This is a genomic window from Aphanothece sacrum FPU1 (assembly GCF_003864295.1).
In the GTDB taxonomy this organism is placed as follows: domain Bacteria; phylum Cyanobacteriota; class Cyanobacteriia; order Cyanobacteriales; family Microcystaceae; genus Aphanothece_B; species Aphanothece_B sacrum.
Map to the genome: position 1 here is coordinate 621096 of NZ_BDQK01000013.1, position 16976 is coordinate 638071.

At 35.8% G+C, this 16976-nt stretch carries 19 protein-coding genes and 1 pseudogene; 2 read left to right on the top strand and 18 right to left on the bottom strand.

The annotated features are described in order from the left end of the window. Positions 1-15 precede the first annotated feature (15 nt). The 8 genes from AsFPU1_RS13560 to AsFPU1_RS13595 form a co-directional block, all read right to left on the bottom strand. Positions 16-1476, bottom strand: a complete 1461-nt coding sequence (locus AsFPU1_RS13560; protein ID WP_172957411.1) for a GAF domain-containing protein — start codon at positions 1474-1476, stop codon at positions 16-18. 132 nt (positions 1477-1608) lie between these two features. Beyond that, on the bottom strand, positions 1609-1821 hold the full coding sequence (locus AsFPU1_RS13565) for a hypothetical protein (RefSeq protein WP_124970955.1): 213 nt from the start codon (positions 1819-1821) through the stop codon (positions 1609-1611). Between the two features lie 117 nt (positions 1822-1938). Next, positions 1939-3288 (bottom strand): UDP-glucose dehydrogenase family protein, encoded by a 1350-nt coding sequence (locus tag AsFPU1_RS13570; RefSeq protein WP_124970953.1) that lies wholly within the window; start codon positions 3286-3288, stop codon positions 1939-1941. A gap of 46 nt (positions 3289-3334) precedes the next feature. Beyond that, positions 3335-4261 (bottom strand): UDP-glucuronic acid decarboxylase family protein, encoded by a 927-nt coding sequence (locus tag AsFPU1_RS13575; protein ID WP_124970950.1) that lies wholly within the window; start codon positions 4259-4261, stop codon positions 3335-3337. Between the two features lie 232 nt (positions 4262-4493). Continuing rightward, a complete protein-coding gene (locus tag AsFPU1_RS13580; protein WP_124970947.1) occupies positions 4494-6104 on the bottom strand; it encodes a Ppx/GppA phosphatase family protein in 1611 nt (536 codons plus the stop codon). Between the two features lie 93 nt (positions 6105-6197). Continuing rightward, positions 6198-6491, bottom strand: coding sequence for a hypothetical protein (locus AsFPU1_RS13585; RefSeq protein ID WP_124970944.1), 294 nt, complete (start codon positions 6489-6491; stop codon positions 6198-6200). 6 nt (positions 6492-6497) lie between these two features. Next, complete coding sequence (locus AsFPU1_RS13590; protein ID WP_124970941.1) at positions 6498-6809, bottom strand: hypothetical protein; 312 nt, start codon at positions 6807-6809, stop codon at positions 6498-6500. A 238-nt stretch (positions 6810-7047) separates the two neighbouring features. Then, entirely contained in the window at positions 7048-7269 is a 222-nt protein-coding gene (locus AsFPU1_RS13595) for a DUF2949 domain-containing protein (protein ID WP_124970938.1), read from the bottom strand. Between the two features lie 478 nt (positions 7270-7747). Between AsFPU1_RS13595 and AsFPU1_RS13600 the strand changes: the two genes are divergently transcribed. Then, complete coding sequence (locus tag AsFPU1_RS13600) at positions 7748-8461, top strand: TylF/MycF/NovP-related O-methyltransferase (protein WP_124970935.1); 714 nt, start codon at positions 7748-7750, stop codon at positions 8459-8461. A 124-nt stretch (positions 8462-8585) separates the two neighbouring features. Beyond that, on the top strand, positions 8586-9077 hold the full coding sequence (locus AsFPU1_RS13605; protein ID WP_227873348.1) for an acyl-CoA thioesterase: 492 nt from the start codon (positions 8586-8588) through the stop codon (positions 9075-9077). On the opposite strand, the gene AsFPU1_RS13610 is transcribed toward AsFPU1_RS13605, so the two are convergent. From AsFPU1_RS13610 to AsFPU1_RS13645, 10 genes and pseudogenes are all read right to left on the bottom strand, one after another. Then, a complete protein-coding gene (locus tag AsFPU1_RS13610) occupies positions 9072-10052 on the bottom strand; it encodes a glycosyltransferase (protein ID WP_124970929.1) in 981 nt (326 codons plus the stop codon). The two genes, AsFPU1_RS13605 and AsFPU1_RS13610, sit on opposite strands and share 6 nt — an antisense overlap. Before the next feature lie 29 nt (positions 10053-10081). Then, positions 10082-11251: a glycosyltransferase family 4 protein gene (locus AsFPU1_RS13615; RefSeq protein WP_124970926.1), complete on the bottom strand. Its 1170-nt coding sequence runs from the start codon at positions 11249-11251 to the stop codon at positions 10082-10084. A gap of 19 nt (positions 11252-11270) precedes the next feature. Next, the gene (locus tag AsFPU1_RS22715; RefSeq protein ID WP_172957410.1) at positions 11271-11432 is read right to left on the bottom strand and encodes a hypothetical protein; all 162 of its coding nucleotides are present in this window, start codon (positions 11430-11432) and stop codon (positions 11271-11273) included. Positions 11433-11489: 57 nt separating this feature from the next. Next, a pseudogene (locus tag AsFPU1_RS23645) lies at positions 11490-11630 on the bottom strand (hypothetical protein); the annotation flags it as partial. Beyond that, on the bottom strand, positions 11627-12451 hold the full coding sequence (locus tag AsFPU1_RS13620; RefSeq protein WP_124970923.1) for a glycosyltransferase family 2 protein: 825 nt from the start codon (positions 12449-12451) through the stop codon (positions 11627-11629). The gene AsFPU1_RS13620 and the pseudogene AsFPU1_RS23645, both read right to left, overlap by 4 nt. Before the next feature lie 80 nt (positions 12452-12531). Then, positions 12532-13365: a metallophosphoesterase gene (locus AsFPU1_RS13625; RefSeq protein ID WP_124970920.1), complete on the bottom strand. Its 834-nt coding sequence runs from the start codon at positions 13363-13365 to the stop codon at positions 12532-12534. A 521-nt stretch (positions 13366-13886) separates the two neighbouring features. Beyond that, a complete protein-coding gene (gene hpsP / locus AsFPU1_RS13630) occupies positions 13887-15077 on the bottom strand; it encodes a hormogonium polysaccharide biosynthesis glycosyltransferase HpsP (protein WP_124970917.1) in 1191 nt (396 codons plus the stop codon). Between the two features lie 365 nt (positions 15078-15442). Next, positions 15443-15838, bottom strand: a complete 396-nt coding sequence (locus AsFPU1_RS13635) for a hypothetical protein (protein WP_124970914.1) — start codon at positions 15836-15838, stop codon at positions 15443-15445. A 115-nt stretch (positions 15839-15953) separates the two neighbouring features. After that, positions 15954-16583, bottom strand: coding sequence for an ABC transporter ATP-binding protein (locus AsFPU1_RS13640; protein ID WP_124970911.1), 630 nt, complete (start codon positions 16581-16583; stop codon positions 15954-15956). A gap of 49 nt (positions 16584-16632) precedes the next feature. After that, a complete protein-coding gene (locus AsFPU1_RS13645; protein ID WP_124970908.1) occupies positions 16633-16965 on the bottom strand; it encodes a P-II family nitrogen regulator in 333 nt (110 codons plus the stop codon). Positions 16966-16976 lie beyond the last annotated feature (11 nt).

Sequence of the window (16976 nt, forward strand, 5' to 3'; positions counted from 1 at the left end):
TTTAAGAATTATATATCATAGAGGCCTAGAACACCAAATTTCTGGTTCCAAATTTTCATCTGTTACTTTTTCAATGAATAATGGTTGAGATTGTTTATCAGGATGATCAGTATAAACTCTCTTGATAAGAGTTATTTCGTCATCATCAGAATCAAGAACTTCTCCATCTTCAAACCAAACATATTTATTGAGATAAGCTTGTCGAAGCTTAGTTATCTCAGCTTGAAACTTAGTAAATTGTTCTTCAATATACTGTTCAGAGTTGTTGTGATCTTTCATGACTTTAATTTCCTCATTAAGACCAATTTTATAAGCTGCAAGTAAACGTGAAAAATTGGTTACAAAATCTAGATCTCCGCTCGTAAATATATGTTTATATCCTGTAAATAAAGATAAAGTACCAACAACTTCACCTTGAATTGATAAGGGAAAACAAATAAATGATTTTAGTTTTTGCTTTGTTATCCATTCTCGATTTCTAAAGTCATCAGGATTTTCATCTATATGTTTAATCATATATTGCCCTGTTTCAGCAACTTTTCCTACCATTCCTTCTCCTATTTTTCTAATTTCATTTCTTCTTTCAGTCATCTTAATATCATAAGTGCTTGCTGTTTCAAAAACGGGTAAACGATCACCTTCTAAAAAACGCAAAATACAAGCCTTATAAGGAGTTAATTTACTAACTAATTGCTTGATAATTGATTGATAAATCTCTGCAGCGTTATTATAATTATATTTATTAGGATTTACAAGAATTTGAGTGATTTGTGCAATTACGATTTCTTCTTGTTTTTTTCTAACTCTAGATATAGCTTTACCTAGATGTCCACCAATAAGGGTTAACTCAAAAACTTCTTCCTGTGAGTAACATGAATTTTCATCAGCTTGTTGAGATTTACTATCTAATTTATTGAGAACTTCAATTGTGCCAAATGTTCTATAATAACTATCTAAGGGAACGGAAATTCCACATTTTAAAAACCCTAATTTTTCTTGATAATATTCCCCATAAAGTAGTTTATCTATGTCTGTATCTAAATTATTACTAAAATGAGGTTCTCCATAAGGATCACCTTGGGTTGCTTTTCCCGAAAAGCTTTGACCTCTTTCATATTTTTCATCTTTTAGCCATCCATTTTCTATCTCTTGGTTATCACAATCTTTACCCCAAGTTTTATATTTCTCAATACAACCATCTTTAGAAAATAAAAATACTGAAATAACTTGAGGATTTAAAACTGCTCTAATTTTATTAAAAGTTTGATTAATTATGTCATCTAAAGTTTGTTTAAAAATTTTGTCTACAAGTTGTTCTTGTTCTTGTAGTGTTTTCTCACCAACTTTTTTCTCAATTTCTGTAGAATCTACTGATGATGTCTCTTGAAGTAATAAATTCCCAAATTTTCTGAGTGCTATTAAATCTCCCAGTAATTTTTCTGATGAAGATGGAATAGATGGCTTAGCTTGTCCCATGACGCTTAGATTTCGATGTATATAAGATATCTTTTTTCTCATGGTACTATATAATCCATATATATACAACCTAATTTAAGGATCTTAATATAAGAAGTTAAGGAGACAAAACTTACTCAGGAAGGGTAAAAGCTAGACATTAAGATTTGATAAGTTAATTTGTTGTTTCGCAAGTCTTGCTGCTTTTACTAACTGATTCTGGGTTTTCTGAAAAGATTTATCCCATTTTAATTCATCTTCAAGATCAGCAATATATTCTCGTAAATGCTCAATAATTCGCTCTTGTTGTGCATCAGGTAAAGATTCTAGAATTCTAACAACCGTTGTTATATTTTCCCTTGACATTTTCACCCTCAATAGTAAGACTTAATAGGATACTTGAATAATAACATCTACTACTTAGGTTTACAAAAAAATAGGGTGGACATTGCCCACCCTACTAATAATTGGTATAATGCTTAATTAACGACCAATTCCCACGTAACGGAAACCTGCTTGTTCTAATTTAGAACGCTCTAAGAAATTACGACCATCAATAATAACTGGATTGATCATTAAACTGGCCATTTTTCCATAATTAAGCGTTAAAAATGCTTGCCAATCAGTCACTAATACCAAAGCATCACAACTATCTGCTAACATTTCGGGATCAGTTTCAATAATAACCCCAGATAATCCATGACTCATCCCAGATTGAGAGACAATAGGATCATAAGCTTTAACTTTTGCCCCTAAACGATTGAGTTGTTCAATAATAATTAAAGAAGGAGCATCCCGCATATCATCAGTGTCAGGTTTAAAGGTTAATCCTAACAATCCGATGGTTTTTCCTTTCAAAATTTTCAGTTCTTGTTGTAATTTTTCAACCGCAATTAATCGTTGACGTTTGTTAACTTGTACTGCCGCATTTAAAAGTTCGGTTTCATAACCATAATCTGTTGCAGTGTGAATCAAAGCTAACACATCTTTCGGAAAACATGAGCCTCCCCAACCAATTCCAGCTTGCAAGAATTTATTGCCAATACGACTATCTAACCCGATACCTTTTGCTACTTGAGTAACATCAGCCCCAACGCGATCGCAAATATTAGCTACTTCATTAATAAAGCTAATTTTAGTAGCTAAAAACGCATTAGCTGCATATTTTATCATTTCGGCCGAGTTTAAGTCTGTGACAACAACAGGAACAGGAGGTAAGCTTATATCATCCCCAAATTTACGCTCAACTAAGGGAGAATAAAGTTGTTGCATCATAGCGATCGCTTTATCATTATTACTGCCTAAAACGATACGATCAGGGTTAAAAGTATCATAAACTGCTGAACCTTCTCGTAAAAATTCCGGGTTACTAACTACATCAAATTCTGGGGTTATATTACTATTTTTTTGTTCATTAAACCCGTCAAGAACAATCATTCTTACCCAGTCCCCCGAACCAATAGGAACGGTAGACTTATTAACAATAACTTTATAACCTCCATTTAAGTTAGAACCGATACCTCGGGCCACTGCTTCGACATAACGAGTATCGCTTTCTCCATTGGGTAAAGCAGGGGTTCCGACGGCAATAAATAAGATTTCCCCATGAGCAACCCCGGCCGCTAAATCTGAGGTAAATTCTAATTTTCCTGATTCAGTACAACCCTGCATCAAATCCGAGAGTCCGGGTTCATAAATAGGGGACTGACCAGATTTCATTAACTTGATTTTTTCTTCGTTATTATCAACACAAATAACATGATGACCAATATGAGCTAAACAAACTCCGGTTACTAATCCCACATAACCTGTTCCGATAACACAAACGCGCATGATTTTTTATCCTCTAGTTAAATAATTGAATTGGTAATTGATGTATTTATGAAACTCGCTCACGGAAATCATTAATTGTCATTTCTAACCCTTCTTTAAGTGCAATAGTCGGTTGCCAATTAAGATAGGTTTTAGCTTTGGTAATATCAGGTTGTCGTTGTTTAGGATCATCCTGGGGTAAAGGTTTATAAATTAACTCAGCATCAGGATTAATCATTCCTTGAATCATTTGAGCTAATTCTAAAATCGTATATTCTCCAGGATTTCCTAAATTAACGGGCCCAATATAATCGTTATTCATTAATCGGATTAATCCTTCTACTAGGTCAGAAACATAGCAGAAACTTCGAGTTTGAGAACCATCTCCATAGATAGTTAGTGGTGTCTTTTGTAATGCTTGAACAATAAAATTACTCACCACACGACCATCATGTTCTAACATTCTGGGCCCATAAGTGTTAAAAATTCGAGCAACTCGAATGTCGACTTTGTGTTCTCGATGGTATTCAAATGCTAGGGTTTCGGCCACTCGTTTTCCTTCGTCATAGCACGCTCTTGGCCCAGTACAGTTGACATTACCTCGATATTCTTCGGGTTGAGGATGAACATCGGGATCACCATACACTTCTGAGGTTGAGGCCAGTAATAATCGCGCGTTAACTCGTTTAGCGAGTCCCATCATATACAATGTCCCTAACACATTGGTTTTAATGGTTTTAACGGGGTTAAATTGATAATGAACAGGGGATGCTGGACAAGCCAAATGATAAATTTGATCCACTTCGAGACGAATCGGTTCGGTGATATCGTGACGAACCAATTCAAAGTAGGGATTGTCAAACCATTTTAGGATATTGCGTTTATGGCCAGTATAGAAGTTATCCAAACAAATAACATCATGTCCTTGTTCCATTAAACGATCTATTAGATGGGAACCGATAAAACCGGCCCCTCCTGTTACGAGGATTCTCATGTAAGTAATCTATTTAAAATTTGACATTAATTTTAACTTATCTTTGAGGTATTTTTTAAACAAAAATTTTTTTTTGATGAAAACTTTGACTAATTATTTTAGCTAGAGACACGATGGGTGAGAATCCCGTGTCTAGAATTAAACACCAAATGTTAAACTGAATAATCCTGATGGGAGTAAGACAATTGCTGGCCCTGACGGCAATAAGTTTCATCTTAACTATTATTAATAATTATTTATTTAATGGTGTACAAACGCATTCCAAAGTAGCTATTAATTTAACCCCATATTCGTCTTCAAATACAATCTTTTTATACTCTAAATTCCATAATTCTAAAGCACAATCATCATCAGGATTGACAGCAACTAAATGTAAATGAAGCTTTTTGTATTCAGCATCATATTTACACTCTATCTCTTTAATTGCTTCAATTTGTCGCCTATCTAAAGCTACTGCTAACCGTAAAATAGCACTGAGTTGTTTAATTATTTTTCTGTATTTATCAGGCAATTTACTATAGTCTTCATGCTTTCTTTTTGGAGAACTTTTGCGATGATAACGAGCAATATTTGCAATAGTTTCTAAGTCAATTTCTGCAAAACCTAATAACTCACCATGACGAATTAAATAATAAGAATGTTTATGATGAGCCGCATGACTAATATATAAGCCACAATTATGTAAAATACTCGCAGACCAAAGTAATTCTCTTTCTTCATCTCCCCAATAATGGAGAATGCCTTTAAGTTGATCAAATAAACTCAAAGCAAACTGAGCAATTCTTTCACTATGAACTAAATCAACTTGATATTTACGAGCAATTTTGATGACACTGCGCTGACGAACTTCACTTTGATAACGCCAACGATTATCAATTAATCCATGAGTTAACATCCAATCTACAATCATGCCTTCTCGTAAAGCGCGCTCACAAATAACGATATTTTCTAACTCTAACATCGTCATTGCTTCAAGTAAAATTGTCGATCCCGCTAAGATAATTTCGGCTCTTTTATCCGACATTCCTGGTAAAGAAAGCCGTTCTTTATAATCCATTGAGGCAAATTTTCTGAATAATTCTTGAATCCCTTGACGAGTCATTTGATAACCTTGGAAGGGGTTAGGAATTTCTCCTAAATGTTCATAAGCATGAAGGGTTGCCAAGGTTTGAATAGTTCCTGATGTCCCTACTAATTTAGGGGTTTCATTCTTATTTAATTTCTGACGTAATTCATCAATAGGACGTTCTAGCATTCCTCTTACATAGGCCTGTAAATTAGTCAATTCTCTGTGACTAATCGGATCAGTGCTGACAAATTCTTGAGTCAGTCTGACTGCACCTACCTTAGTACTACTTAAAAACCGAGGTTCTTGAGAGTCTGCTAAGATAATTTCGGTCGATCCTCCCCCAATATCAATGATAATATGGGGTTGATCCTGAAAATCCATTACGGATAAGACCCCTAAATAAATGCGACGCGCTTCTTCATAACCGGAGATCAAATTAACCATGATCCCCACTTCTGTGTCAATTCGATCTAAAAAAGCTTGTCCGTTAGACGCTTCTCTGGTTGCACTCGTGGCAACTGCCACTAGGTGATCTACATTAAGACTTATTGCGAGATCTTTACACCGTTGCAAAGACGCGATCGCTCGTCCCATGGCCTCAATGGTAAGTTCTCCTGTTTTGGGGTCTCGTTCTCCTAACCGGACAGTATCTTTTTCTGTGGTAACAATGGTAAAAGCGGCTAGAGTTTTATCGATATCTACCACTACCATATGAATTGAATTAGTACCAATGTCGATCGCTCCTAACCGACAGAAGTTGAGGAAGTCTGTCATTATCGGTTTAGCCCCTACCCTAACTTGTGATCTGTAGTTTCTTGTGGCCCTTTGTCTAACTTAAGAATTATACAGATTTAAGGGGCATTTTTTTCAAGGTTTTCCGCTTCTAATTAACCAACCCACAACCCCTCCAATTGTACCACTAAAGATAGAACTTATCACTGCTGTCACAAAAACTAAACCAATTTGTTTCCAGTTTTTTAGTTCTCCTACTTTTTCCGCTAAATCTGGGATTTTAGACATTGATGGTTTCCAATCTTCTAAACGATTTTCTATCACAGTTAGTCGCTTATCTATTGTGTTCATATCTTGCTTAATCTCATCAAAACGACTATTAATAAGATCTTTTAATTCTTTGAGGTCGGATTCTGTTACCGTTGACATCTTACTTTATTTTCTTATAATTTTGGATCTATCCCAGACTCCTCGAATTACCCAGGTGACTGTACCACTAATGAGGGCTGTTAGGGTAATGATAACAATTTGTCTCCAATTTTTCAATTCTCCCACTTTTTCTGCTAAATCTGGAATCTTTTGCACGAGTGGTTGTTGACTTTGCAAACTACCTTCAACTTTGCCTACACTAACTCTCAAATCACTAATTTCTTTTTGAACCCCTGTTATCTGTCCTTTAATTTCATCAAAGCGACTATTAATAAGATCTTTCAATTCTTTGAGGTCGGATTCTGTTACAGTTGACATCTTACCTTATTCTCCCATGATTTTTGGTCTATCCCCTAGCTGTGTGCTAGGGGACTAATTTTATTATCCTAGAACTTACACCTCATGGTCCAAAAAAAACCGTTTTCTCGTTGTAGTTAAACAAGCACCAACACTTAATAATTGTTTATTAGAACTACCTGTAGTGTCAATTTATGAATTGACAGCACAAAAATATTCAATTTCTAGAGATATTATGTAAATTATAATTAAGTAAAAATTATTCCATTGTCTTAACCGAATTAACCCAACCATGATCTAACCAATCAAAAATTCGTTCTAATTGAGATAAACTAATCAGTCCATATCCCCATAAAAGCATGGGTAAAGATGAATAAGGTAAATCAGGATGACGCTGTGCTAATTCAATAGATTCTGTGGGAATATTTAATTCTTGCCGTAAGAATTCAAGTAAAGGTTGTTGTTTATCAAAATTATACATTTTACACTTCCTCAAATTAGAAAAATTAATATTATTGGAGCGAGAATTTAGACTAAACAATTTGATTTAACCATTAGTGTAAGTCTAGTTCTTACGGATCAACCTCACCTAATTAGGTTCACCCAAGTGGGTGAATTTTTACCTAAACCTTTGTCACTCAGGGAAATCTCTCTGATGTCAAAATAGTTTACTGTTGAGCCGGGGCCGCCGCAACTTTTTGTACTAAATTTCAGGTCACATTGGGGGTACGATGGGGAGGAGAAAATATGCTCATATTTTACAACGGGGCTGTTCTATTAGTAATATTGTTAATATGGCCGTGATCGCGGTTTTGGATGCTCAAGAATTTTGATTTTTAGGTCGTTATATAAAGCTGTCACGGATTGTGTTATGTGATGTGCCATGTTACTATATATCACAGTCCAAACAGACTGAGATTACCATAACAAATTAGTAAAATAAAAAAATTGAGTCAAATATGGTTTTTAACTTAAAGCAAAAGGTCAAAAAATTTTTTCCTAATCTTAAAAAAGAAAAACCTGATTGGGAAATTAAGTATGAATTCAAACAACAATTTTTCCGATGTGCTTTTAAAGCGATTGAATACAATGGAATTGATGGAGATTATCTTGAATTTGGCTGTCATGGTGGAATGACTTTTGGCATGGCTTACAAAGAGATTGAGCGACGAAAACTACCCGTTAGAATGTGGGCATTTGATTCTTTTGAAGGCTTGCCTCCATGTCAAGGGGCTGAAGATCAACATCCAAAATGGGTAGAAAATTCTATGAAAACATCCCTTGAAGAATTTAATTTATTATGCTCGCGCAATGGAATTCCTAGCAATAAATATGAAACTGTTGTTGGATATTACGAGGATAGCTTGAATGAAACTTCAGAAATAAAATTGCCGAATAATATTTGTCTAGCTTACATTGACTGTGATCTATATTCAAGTACTAAAACTATTCTGGAATTTCTCAAGCCACGCTTAAAGCATGGAATGATTATCGCCTTTGATGATTACTACTGGTGGTCATCTGAAAACATATCTGGTGAACGTCGAGCAATGCTAGAGTTTTTTGATAATAATCCTCAATGGAACTTAGATCCTTATATACAATATGGATGGGCAAGTAAATCATTTGTTGTTGAAAATCGAAAACTCTTAGAAGGGTTAGGGAAATCTTAATCCTAGTAAAAATATAATACTAATTCATCAAAATCTGACTATACATGCTAATGGTGTAGGAGTCAACGGCCCTTGACCCCTGCAACAATAAATAAGTTAACCCTACTGTTTGAGTTAAATTAAGTTGTCTTCACCAGAAAACCCCCAATTATCCCCCACAAGCGCGATCGCCGCTAAAACCACCTTAAAAGCGACTACTGAGAAATGGTTTGAATATTCGGTGCGAGTCCAACCCCATCATACCGACTATGGGGGAGGAGTTTGGCATGGAACCTATCTCAGTTGGCTAGAAACCGCTAGAGTTGAGTGTTTAAGGTCAATGGGGGTTGATTATGCTGAATTAGTGAGATTAGGCTGTGATATGCCTGTGGTTGAGTTGTCCCTACGTTATCATCGGTCTGTCCGACTCGGAGAAGTCGCTATGGTTAAAACCCGTATGGATGAAATGAGTGGGGTTCGTTTGTATTGGGATTGTCGCATTGAATCAGCCAGTGATCAACAAGTTTATGTGACAGGAAAAATCACTTTAGTGGCCGTTGATCGCGAAAAAGGGAAAATTATGCGTCAACTTCCCCCAACTATTAAAGACGCATTAGTAAAATTGATTGATTTATAAATCTTTGAGAAAGTTAACTACTTTTTCTTGAAAAAATTTCTCATTTTCAAGATACCAATCTCGCGCATTTTCTCCTAGTTTTTTTTTTGTCTCATAATCCATCCCTAAAATTTCTTCTATTTTCGTTTCCAAGGCTTGAGGATCGACATAATAATTCATTCCTAGTCGTTGCGGTTGACGATGGGAATAATCAGCTAATAGACCACGTTCAGACGTGATTAATTCATTCATAGGAGGCGCATTTGTTGTGCAAATTAATGCTTTTGTTGTCATTGCTTCTACAATATAATGACCGAAACCTTCTGCTTGAGATGGACATAAATGAATGCCAAAAGTATTTTGATATTGACGGAGAGTTTGTTCATCTACATAGTCATGAATATAGTCTATATTAGATGCCTGAAGATGAAAACCTTGTTTCTTTTGCCTAACAATAAGAGTCGGCCATTTAGGATGACGAGACCAAACTTCAATCAATGTTTTAGTTCCTTTTTGAACAGCATTACTCCCGGCCATATGAAAAAACTTATCGTAATCTTTGGAATATTGTTCATCAAATTGATCAAAACTGGTAAAACTTATAAATTCTGTTTGACAGCCTAATTTTTGAAAAATATCTTGTGTAAATTTTGTACAACATAGGACATAATCTAACTGAGGCAACAGAGATTGACTACCATCCCGAAACCATTCCGGCATAGGGAGAAGACAATTAACTCTTGCATAGGGAAACCAGGAAGGAACTAGATCTTGTATAAAAATATTAATATCATAGGGAGGTTTTTTTCTAAAAGTATTGCTGGCAAATTTTTCAAAATAAGTAGTTACACGATGAATTTTATGACCAATAGATGGCTTACCAACAGTAAAAACTGATACTTGAAAACCTGCTTTTCTCAAAACCTGACTTAAAATAGAGCTACATCTTGTCAAGCCATGCTGATTATCTACAGTTACTATGTTTATATACGGCATTTTAACTTAGTTTCTAGTTACTCTCGTCTTCAGACATTATCAGTGATTTCTTTAATTAAGGCAAGTGTTTTCTCAATCATCTTTTCTTCAGAAAAGTCTTGAACCCGCTTTTGAGCATTATTAGCCATTTCTTGCATTTCTTGAGGATGTTCTAAAGCCCAAATAATGGCTTCTAATAAGGCGTGTTTATCTTCTTTTTCAAATAATAAACCATGCACTTTATTTTCAATAATTTCTGGCATTCCACTAGCATTAGATACAACAATAGGTAAACCATGAGCCATAGCTTCACTCACAGCAAAAGATTGTCCTCCTTCAAAATGAGTAGGAAAAATAAACAAATCAGCCGCGTTTAAAAAGCGAGAAACATCAGAACGATATCCTAATAAAATAACTTGATTTTCAATTTTATATTTATTAATTTCCTTAACCAGATGATTTCGTAAATCTCCTTCTCCAATCCACACAAATTTAACATTAGGAAATTTTTGAACAATGGGAAAAATAACTTGAACAAGTTCTCGATAACCTTTCTGTGGATGTAAACGCCCGACGGTTAACAAAATTTTATCATTATCATAAATACCAATTTCTTGACGCACTTGATGGCGTAATTGTTGATTTTTTTCTGGAGAATAGTCTAGAAATTCAGCGTTGATTTTAGCTCCATTATAAATAACAGGTATTTTTTCTTCAGAAATTTGTAATGATTGACAAATAAATTTCTTATTATCCTCTGAAATTGCAATCCATTTTTGATTTCTTGAATAACACCAATGATAAATTTTTAGGCGAAATTTACTATAATAAAAATAACGATAAAATAATTGAAATGATACTACTGTAGGCAGGTTTAAAAAGCTACAAGCGATGATACTATCAAAACTCCAATAAGGCCAAGGAACAGTAATATGAACAACATCTGGTTTAACTTTAGATAATAATCTCAAAGTTCTTAAACAATGAGGTATATGTTCTCTAAAAAGCTTATATTCTTTACCATCAACTGGCGCAATATCTAAAGGATGATAAATAATTCCTTGATCTTGAAAATCTTTAATTAAAGACTCAGTTTCAGGCGTTTTAGGAAATGCAGTCTCTACTTGCCAACCTTTTTTAACACCAGCTTTAGCAATAGTTAACGCATATTCTTCCGCACCTCCTCGAATCGGCGAGGGAAAAATGACTAATAGCTTCATATTTTCACAAATGATAAACTTATCTCAAATCTGATTTTGTTGTCCATCGGGATTGATTATTAGTTGATGAAAAAGCTGTAATAGCAGGCTGTAAATCTTCCTCTGTCCATCCTTTACGATAAATAGCCAGTGCTGTACCGGGAATGGCTAAAATGGGGATTTCTTTGGATAATTCGTACAAAGCTTCAGGAACACCATTATAATCACTAAGCCATCCCCAATCAGCATAATCATGCCATAATAATACCCCTTTTTCAGTAAGTAAAGAAAGTAAAATTTTTGTATCAGCTTCTACTGCTTCTTTTTTATGATCTGCATCAAGAAAAAATTCCCATAAATCCTCCTTTTTTTGAAAAAAAATAATATTAATCCTGACTATTGATTTGAATTTATCTTTTTAATTAGAGAAGGTAATAACTCTTGTGGATGACGATAAAAATATTTTATCTTACTATCAATAGACCATTCCCAATAAAAAGGCAATCTTTCAAAAAAGGGAAGCTCTTTGATATGTTGCTTTAAAAGTTTATTATAACGTTCCATGAAAAAATTATTGACTTTACCGTAATAATAGCTTTTAGTTCCTGGTATATGCCTAAAGTTTCCCCAAGTTTCATCTATATACTTTATTTTAGCCACTTTAATAGCTCTGAGGAAAAATTCATTATCCATCACATAGTGTTCATCTACATCATATAAACCAGCTTTTTCATGAATAGATTTATGATAAAAATAAGCAGAAGGATTAACAGGGGGAGGGTTAATCATAAATCCCCGAAGTAAATCTTTTAACCGTAGCTTAGCGGGTTTTTGTACATTAATAATCTGATCATTATCTCCGAGAATATTACAATTACCAACTAAGAAGCTTAAATCAGGGAGACTCTTAAAAATTTCTGCCGCACGGTTCAACACATTTGGTTCATAAAAATCATCAACATTCAAGAAGGATATAATTTCCCCTTTAGTTATCTTAATACCCTTATTCATAGCATCAGATTGTCCTTGGTCGGGTTCAGAAATCCAACGAATATGAGGATATTTCTCAGCATATTCTTCAATAATCTCGACTGTTCTATCTTTTGAACCTCCATCAACAATAATATGCTCAACGTCAGCACAATTTTGCTCAATTACAACTTTGAGACAAGATTCAATAAACTTTTCCCCGTTATAAACCGGAGTAATTACACTGATCATTATTAATCCATAAGTAGTTGAGGTTATGGATTATTATACTTGATCGAGTCCCTAATTCTCAATCCCCAGAAAAACTGACCTTAAGATTGACTCGTTAACGTAATAACTGTTAGTTCTGGGGGACAAAATAAGCGTCCGGGAAAGTATGTCCCTAAGCCTCTATTAACATATAATTGGTTTTGGGCTACTTGATGCCATCCTTGGGCCCATTGCCAATGTTTTAACACTGTGGAACATTTTCGGATAAAAGGAATCCAAGTATCTAAACATCTTGGAGTATATGGACGAATCTGTTGCAGTAAAACGGCGGCCGGCCCAAATCCAGGAATATTAACTTGTCCTCCGTGACTATGACCCGATAATTGTAAATCTACTCGCCATTTTTGTAAAATTTCGGCAGAATCAGGGTTATGAGATAAGACTAAACGGGGAATATGAGGGGAAAGTTGGGTCATAATCGCTTCAGGATTAAACTCTTGTGACCAAAAATCTGCTAGTCCAACAATAGGCAAATCTTCTCCGAGAGGGGTAGCAATTTGATTCCATAATACTTGAATTCCAATACTTGTCAAGGCTTGAATTACCCTACTTTTCGCCTGACAATGATCATAATCATGGTTGCCTAAAACCGCATAAATTCCAGCGCGACTGTGGAGAGACTGAAGACACAATACCAGATCATCAATGGGATCGGGTTGATAAGTGATATAATCTCCAGTGAGTAGGACTAAATCGGGATTTTCTCGATTACTGGCCGCGATCGCTTGGCTTAATAATTTGTCAGATAAACGAAATCCATCATAATGAAGATCAGAGAGTTGGATCAGTTTTGTTCCGACTAAAGAGGGGGATAAATCAGCGATCGCGACCGTCACCCGTTCTATTTTTAGGGGTTCAAACCAAATGGGTGTCATTTCAGTTACCAGTTATCAGTTATCAGTTACTACCGCAAACAAGTCTGTAGCTTGAAGCAACGAATATTTTTATTTCTATCCCCTTGCTCATAGGAGGTTTCAAACCTCTTTTTTTGGTCATGATTGAGATTCAACAAGCAAAACAAGGGTCTATATTATTACAATAGCTTTGGATTTGTTATGGACTAGAAATTGATGGTATTTTTATAATATTTGAAAATAATTAACCTATGCTTAATAGTCTCTTAATTTTTAAAATATTGCTCACCCTATTAGACTGACACAGCTAATAGGGTGTATTAGGAGGCGGTTTTGTTGGGTTTCGTTCCTCAACCCAACCTACAATTTGGCTAAAGTAATCCTGCTTTTTCAAAAATCTGTTTGCCCATTCTATCCCAACTTCTCCTTCGTTTTGAGTCCAATCATGCAACATTTTTGATAAGGCTAAATTAAACCCGCGTAGGCGGGTTTTGTCTATATAGCTTAACCCGATCGGGTTTAAGCATAAATTTCTAATAGTTTTACATAATAGGTTCGGTAGGGCTAATTAAGTTTGCGTAAGTCTTAATCATTTGTTGTGCAATAACTGGCCATTGATATCTGTTTAAGACTAATTGACGGGCATTTTCGCCTCGTTTTTGTCGTTCTTGAGGATTATTTAAGGCTGTTTCTAGGGTATTAGTTAACATTTCTATGTCCAATGATGTTACCCAACCGGCCGCAACTTCTTGGATATCAGGCCAAATATAAACTCCTTCAGAAATTACTACAGGAATGTTCATGGCCATTGCTTCAGCTACTGCAATACCAAAATTTTCGTAATAAGAAGGTAAGACAAATAAATCTGCATCTTGAAGTAATCCTAATTTTAATTCTCCTTTAACAAATCCAGTAATAGTGGTATGTTTGGCTAAACAAGATTTAGATATCTGTTCTTGTATTTGTGCTTCATAAGTAGGATCTTGAGGGTTTGATCCTGCTATGACTAAATGAAATTTGACCTCACGTTTGACTAAATTTTCTCCGGCTGCTAATAATAAATTTAAGCCTTTTTTGGGATCAATACGAGACATAAATAATAATAAAGGTAAATTATTAGGAATACCTAAATTTTGTCGAATTTGTCCGTAGGGGGGACAATTATCGGGTAAACTAACTCCTAATGGAATTACTAAATCTTGAGTTTTCACCCCATAACGATGAGAAATTTTAGCTTCTTGTTCTGTCGTAAAATGAACCCCCGCGGCCCCTGCTAAATTAGGACGTTCTAGAAATGTGCCATAAAATTGTTTAAGAAGACGTTTTTTTTGTAAATCTGCCGGATCTAAGGTTCCTAATGGACGCAAAATATAAGGTAAGTGACAATAACGGGCAATAGTGGCGGCTGCCGTACTTACAGGAGAAAATAAGGCATGAATATGGGCAATATCGTAGTCTGAGGCGTGATTAGCTAACCATTGAAGTAATTGTAAAGAAAATTTGTAACGACGAAAGGGAGAACAAGGAAAATAGATAATTTGATAGCCTTTTTGGAGTATAGGAACCCCTAAAGGAACCTCTAAAGGCAGTTGACCCGTATCTCCATTAGAATTAGTTGTAAGAATAGTTACATCAATTCCTTGATCAGCTAAGGCAGCACATAGGCCTAATACCATTTGACTAGGGCCACCATAAACCAAGGAAATTGACGGAACAACATGTAATATTTTCATCGTAAGTTGCTAATTATAAGCTTATGTGCTATATTTGTCTTTCTATTTGGTATTCAAAAAAATTTATAACGTAAACTTAGTAAATCTAAGAAAAAATAAAAGGGACTATTCCTTTTTTGTTAAAAAGTCTATCTTTTAGGTTCTACCGAACTTTTTATGCCAAATTATCATAAACAATAGCCTTTAACTCTAAAGAGTTGAGCTATACAAACAAAGGTTGCCTACGCAACCTATAATTGAGTTCGCGCTCGTCGGACGCTCGTTTTTGTTGCATCAGGCAATAGTGGCATTATTAATCATTAGTTTAGCATAGTTTGTCTGGTAGAATTGCAATTACTTGGCATACTTCACTTGCAAGTCCCTTATTAAAGGGGGCCATCGCCAGACTGATCACAGATCCATTTCCACAGAGGATGTTTTGGCCCCAACTCCCGAATATTTTTCACCTCATTTTCTAAACGCAATCTTTCTCTAGGAGACAGGCCCCTGAGAATATAGGTACTTTGCCAAACTAAAACCGCCCCCGTCACCCCAATACAAAAAAATAGACTAAAAGCCCCCATCAGATGAAAGGCTAAGCCATAACGTAGGGCAACCCAAGTAAAATGCTCTCGCCAGAGATCAAAGTCTCCTCGAAACTGCCAAAGTCCGTATTGGCCAAAGGTTAGCCAACACAACGTAACAAATAACCAACGACGATAAATACTCAATTCATATAATCGTTGGACTTGTTCGGCTAGGGTAGGATCAGGATCGCTCATGGAGGTACAAATATTCGTTAGTTTCCACGATTTTAAGGCAGATTAAGTAACTGGACAAAAATAAAGTTACAACCTAGTTACATTTCTTAACATAGTATTGTTTATTTATGTCCGACTACTTAGCCAACTCCAAATGCCCTTGGTCAATTTTCCAACAGCGATCAGCGATCGCTAATAGTTCGGTGGGATCATGACTAACCACCAAAATTGTCCAGTGATTTTTCAGCTTAGCTAAGAGTTTAGCCAATTGTTGACGCATTGACCAATCTAATCCGGCCGTGGGTTCATCTAATAAAAGTAAATTCGGTTGACGAATTAATTGTACAGCTAGAGCGAGTCTTCTTTGTTGTCCACCACTAAGAGCATGAGGAGAGGTATTCAGGGAAATATGCTCTAATCCGACCTCCTGTAAGGCGTTTTTAATAGTATCAGCCTCGATTTCGGGATGCCCTAAGCGTAATTCTTCTAAAATAGTACTACCACAAAAATGTCGTTCAGGAAATTGAAAGACTAAACCGCCTAATTGTTGTAAGTCTAGGGGGGTAAGTTCTTGATCTCGCCAAAAAATCTGACCTTTGGTTTGTTCGGCTAATCCGGCTAAGATTTCTAATAAGGTGGTTTTACCGGAACCACTCGGCCCGATCACTAGCCCTAATTCTTGGGAAGCTAGTTCTAAGTTAGCCCCACTTAAAATTGGACTGGGTGTGGCTGGGGGGTGATAGGCTACATCTTTAAGATAGAGCATTGTATCATAGCAACTTGAAAATGAGGATAAGAAAATTTCGTACAGGGATTCAACAGCCGTCTGGCCCACAGAAACTGTGTCCGTACAGTACCTCCGCGTCAGAGATATAGATAATGCCCGCAAAATCGAGGAAAAACTTCACTGCGATCTGATCGGCAATATTCTCCGCCATATCCCGATCAGCGGTGAGTACCTCGAACTTTATATTCGCCTGGGTGTCGGAAACGCTGGGTTGTCCCGACGAGCGCACGTTGCGACTGCCTTTACCGCCAGTCTCCACCACCGTATAACCGGTCGCCCCGGATTCATCGATGATATGGGCGATCTTTTTCAGGAGAACCTTTTCTGTGATTATGACGAGCTTTTTAGCTGGTTTAGCCATGTTGCTTACCT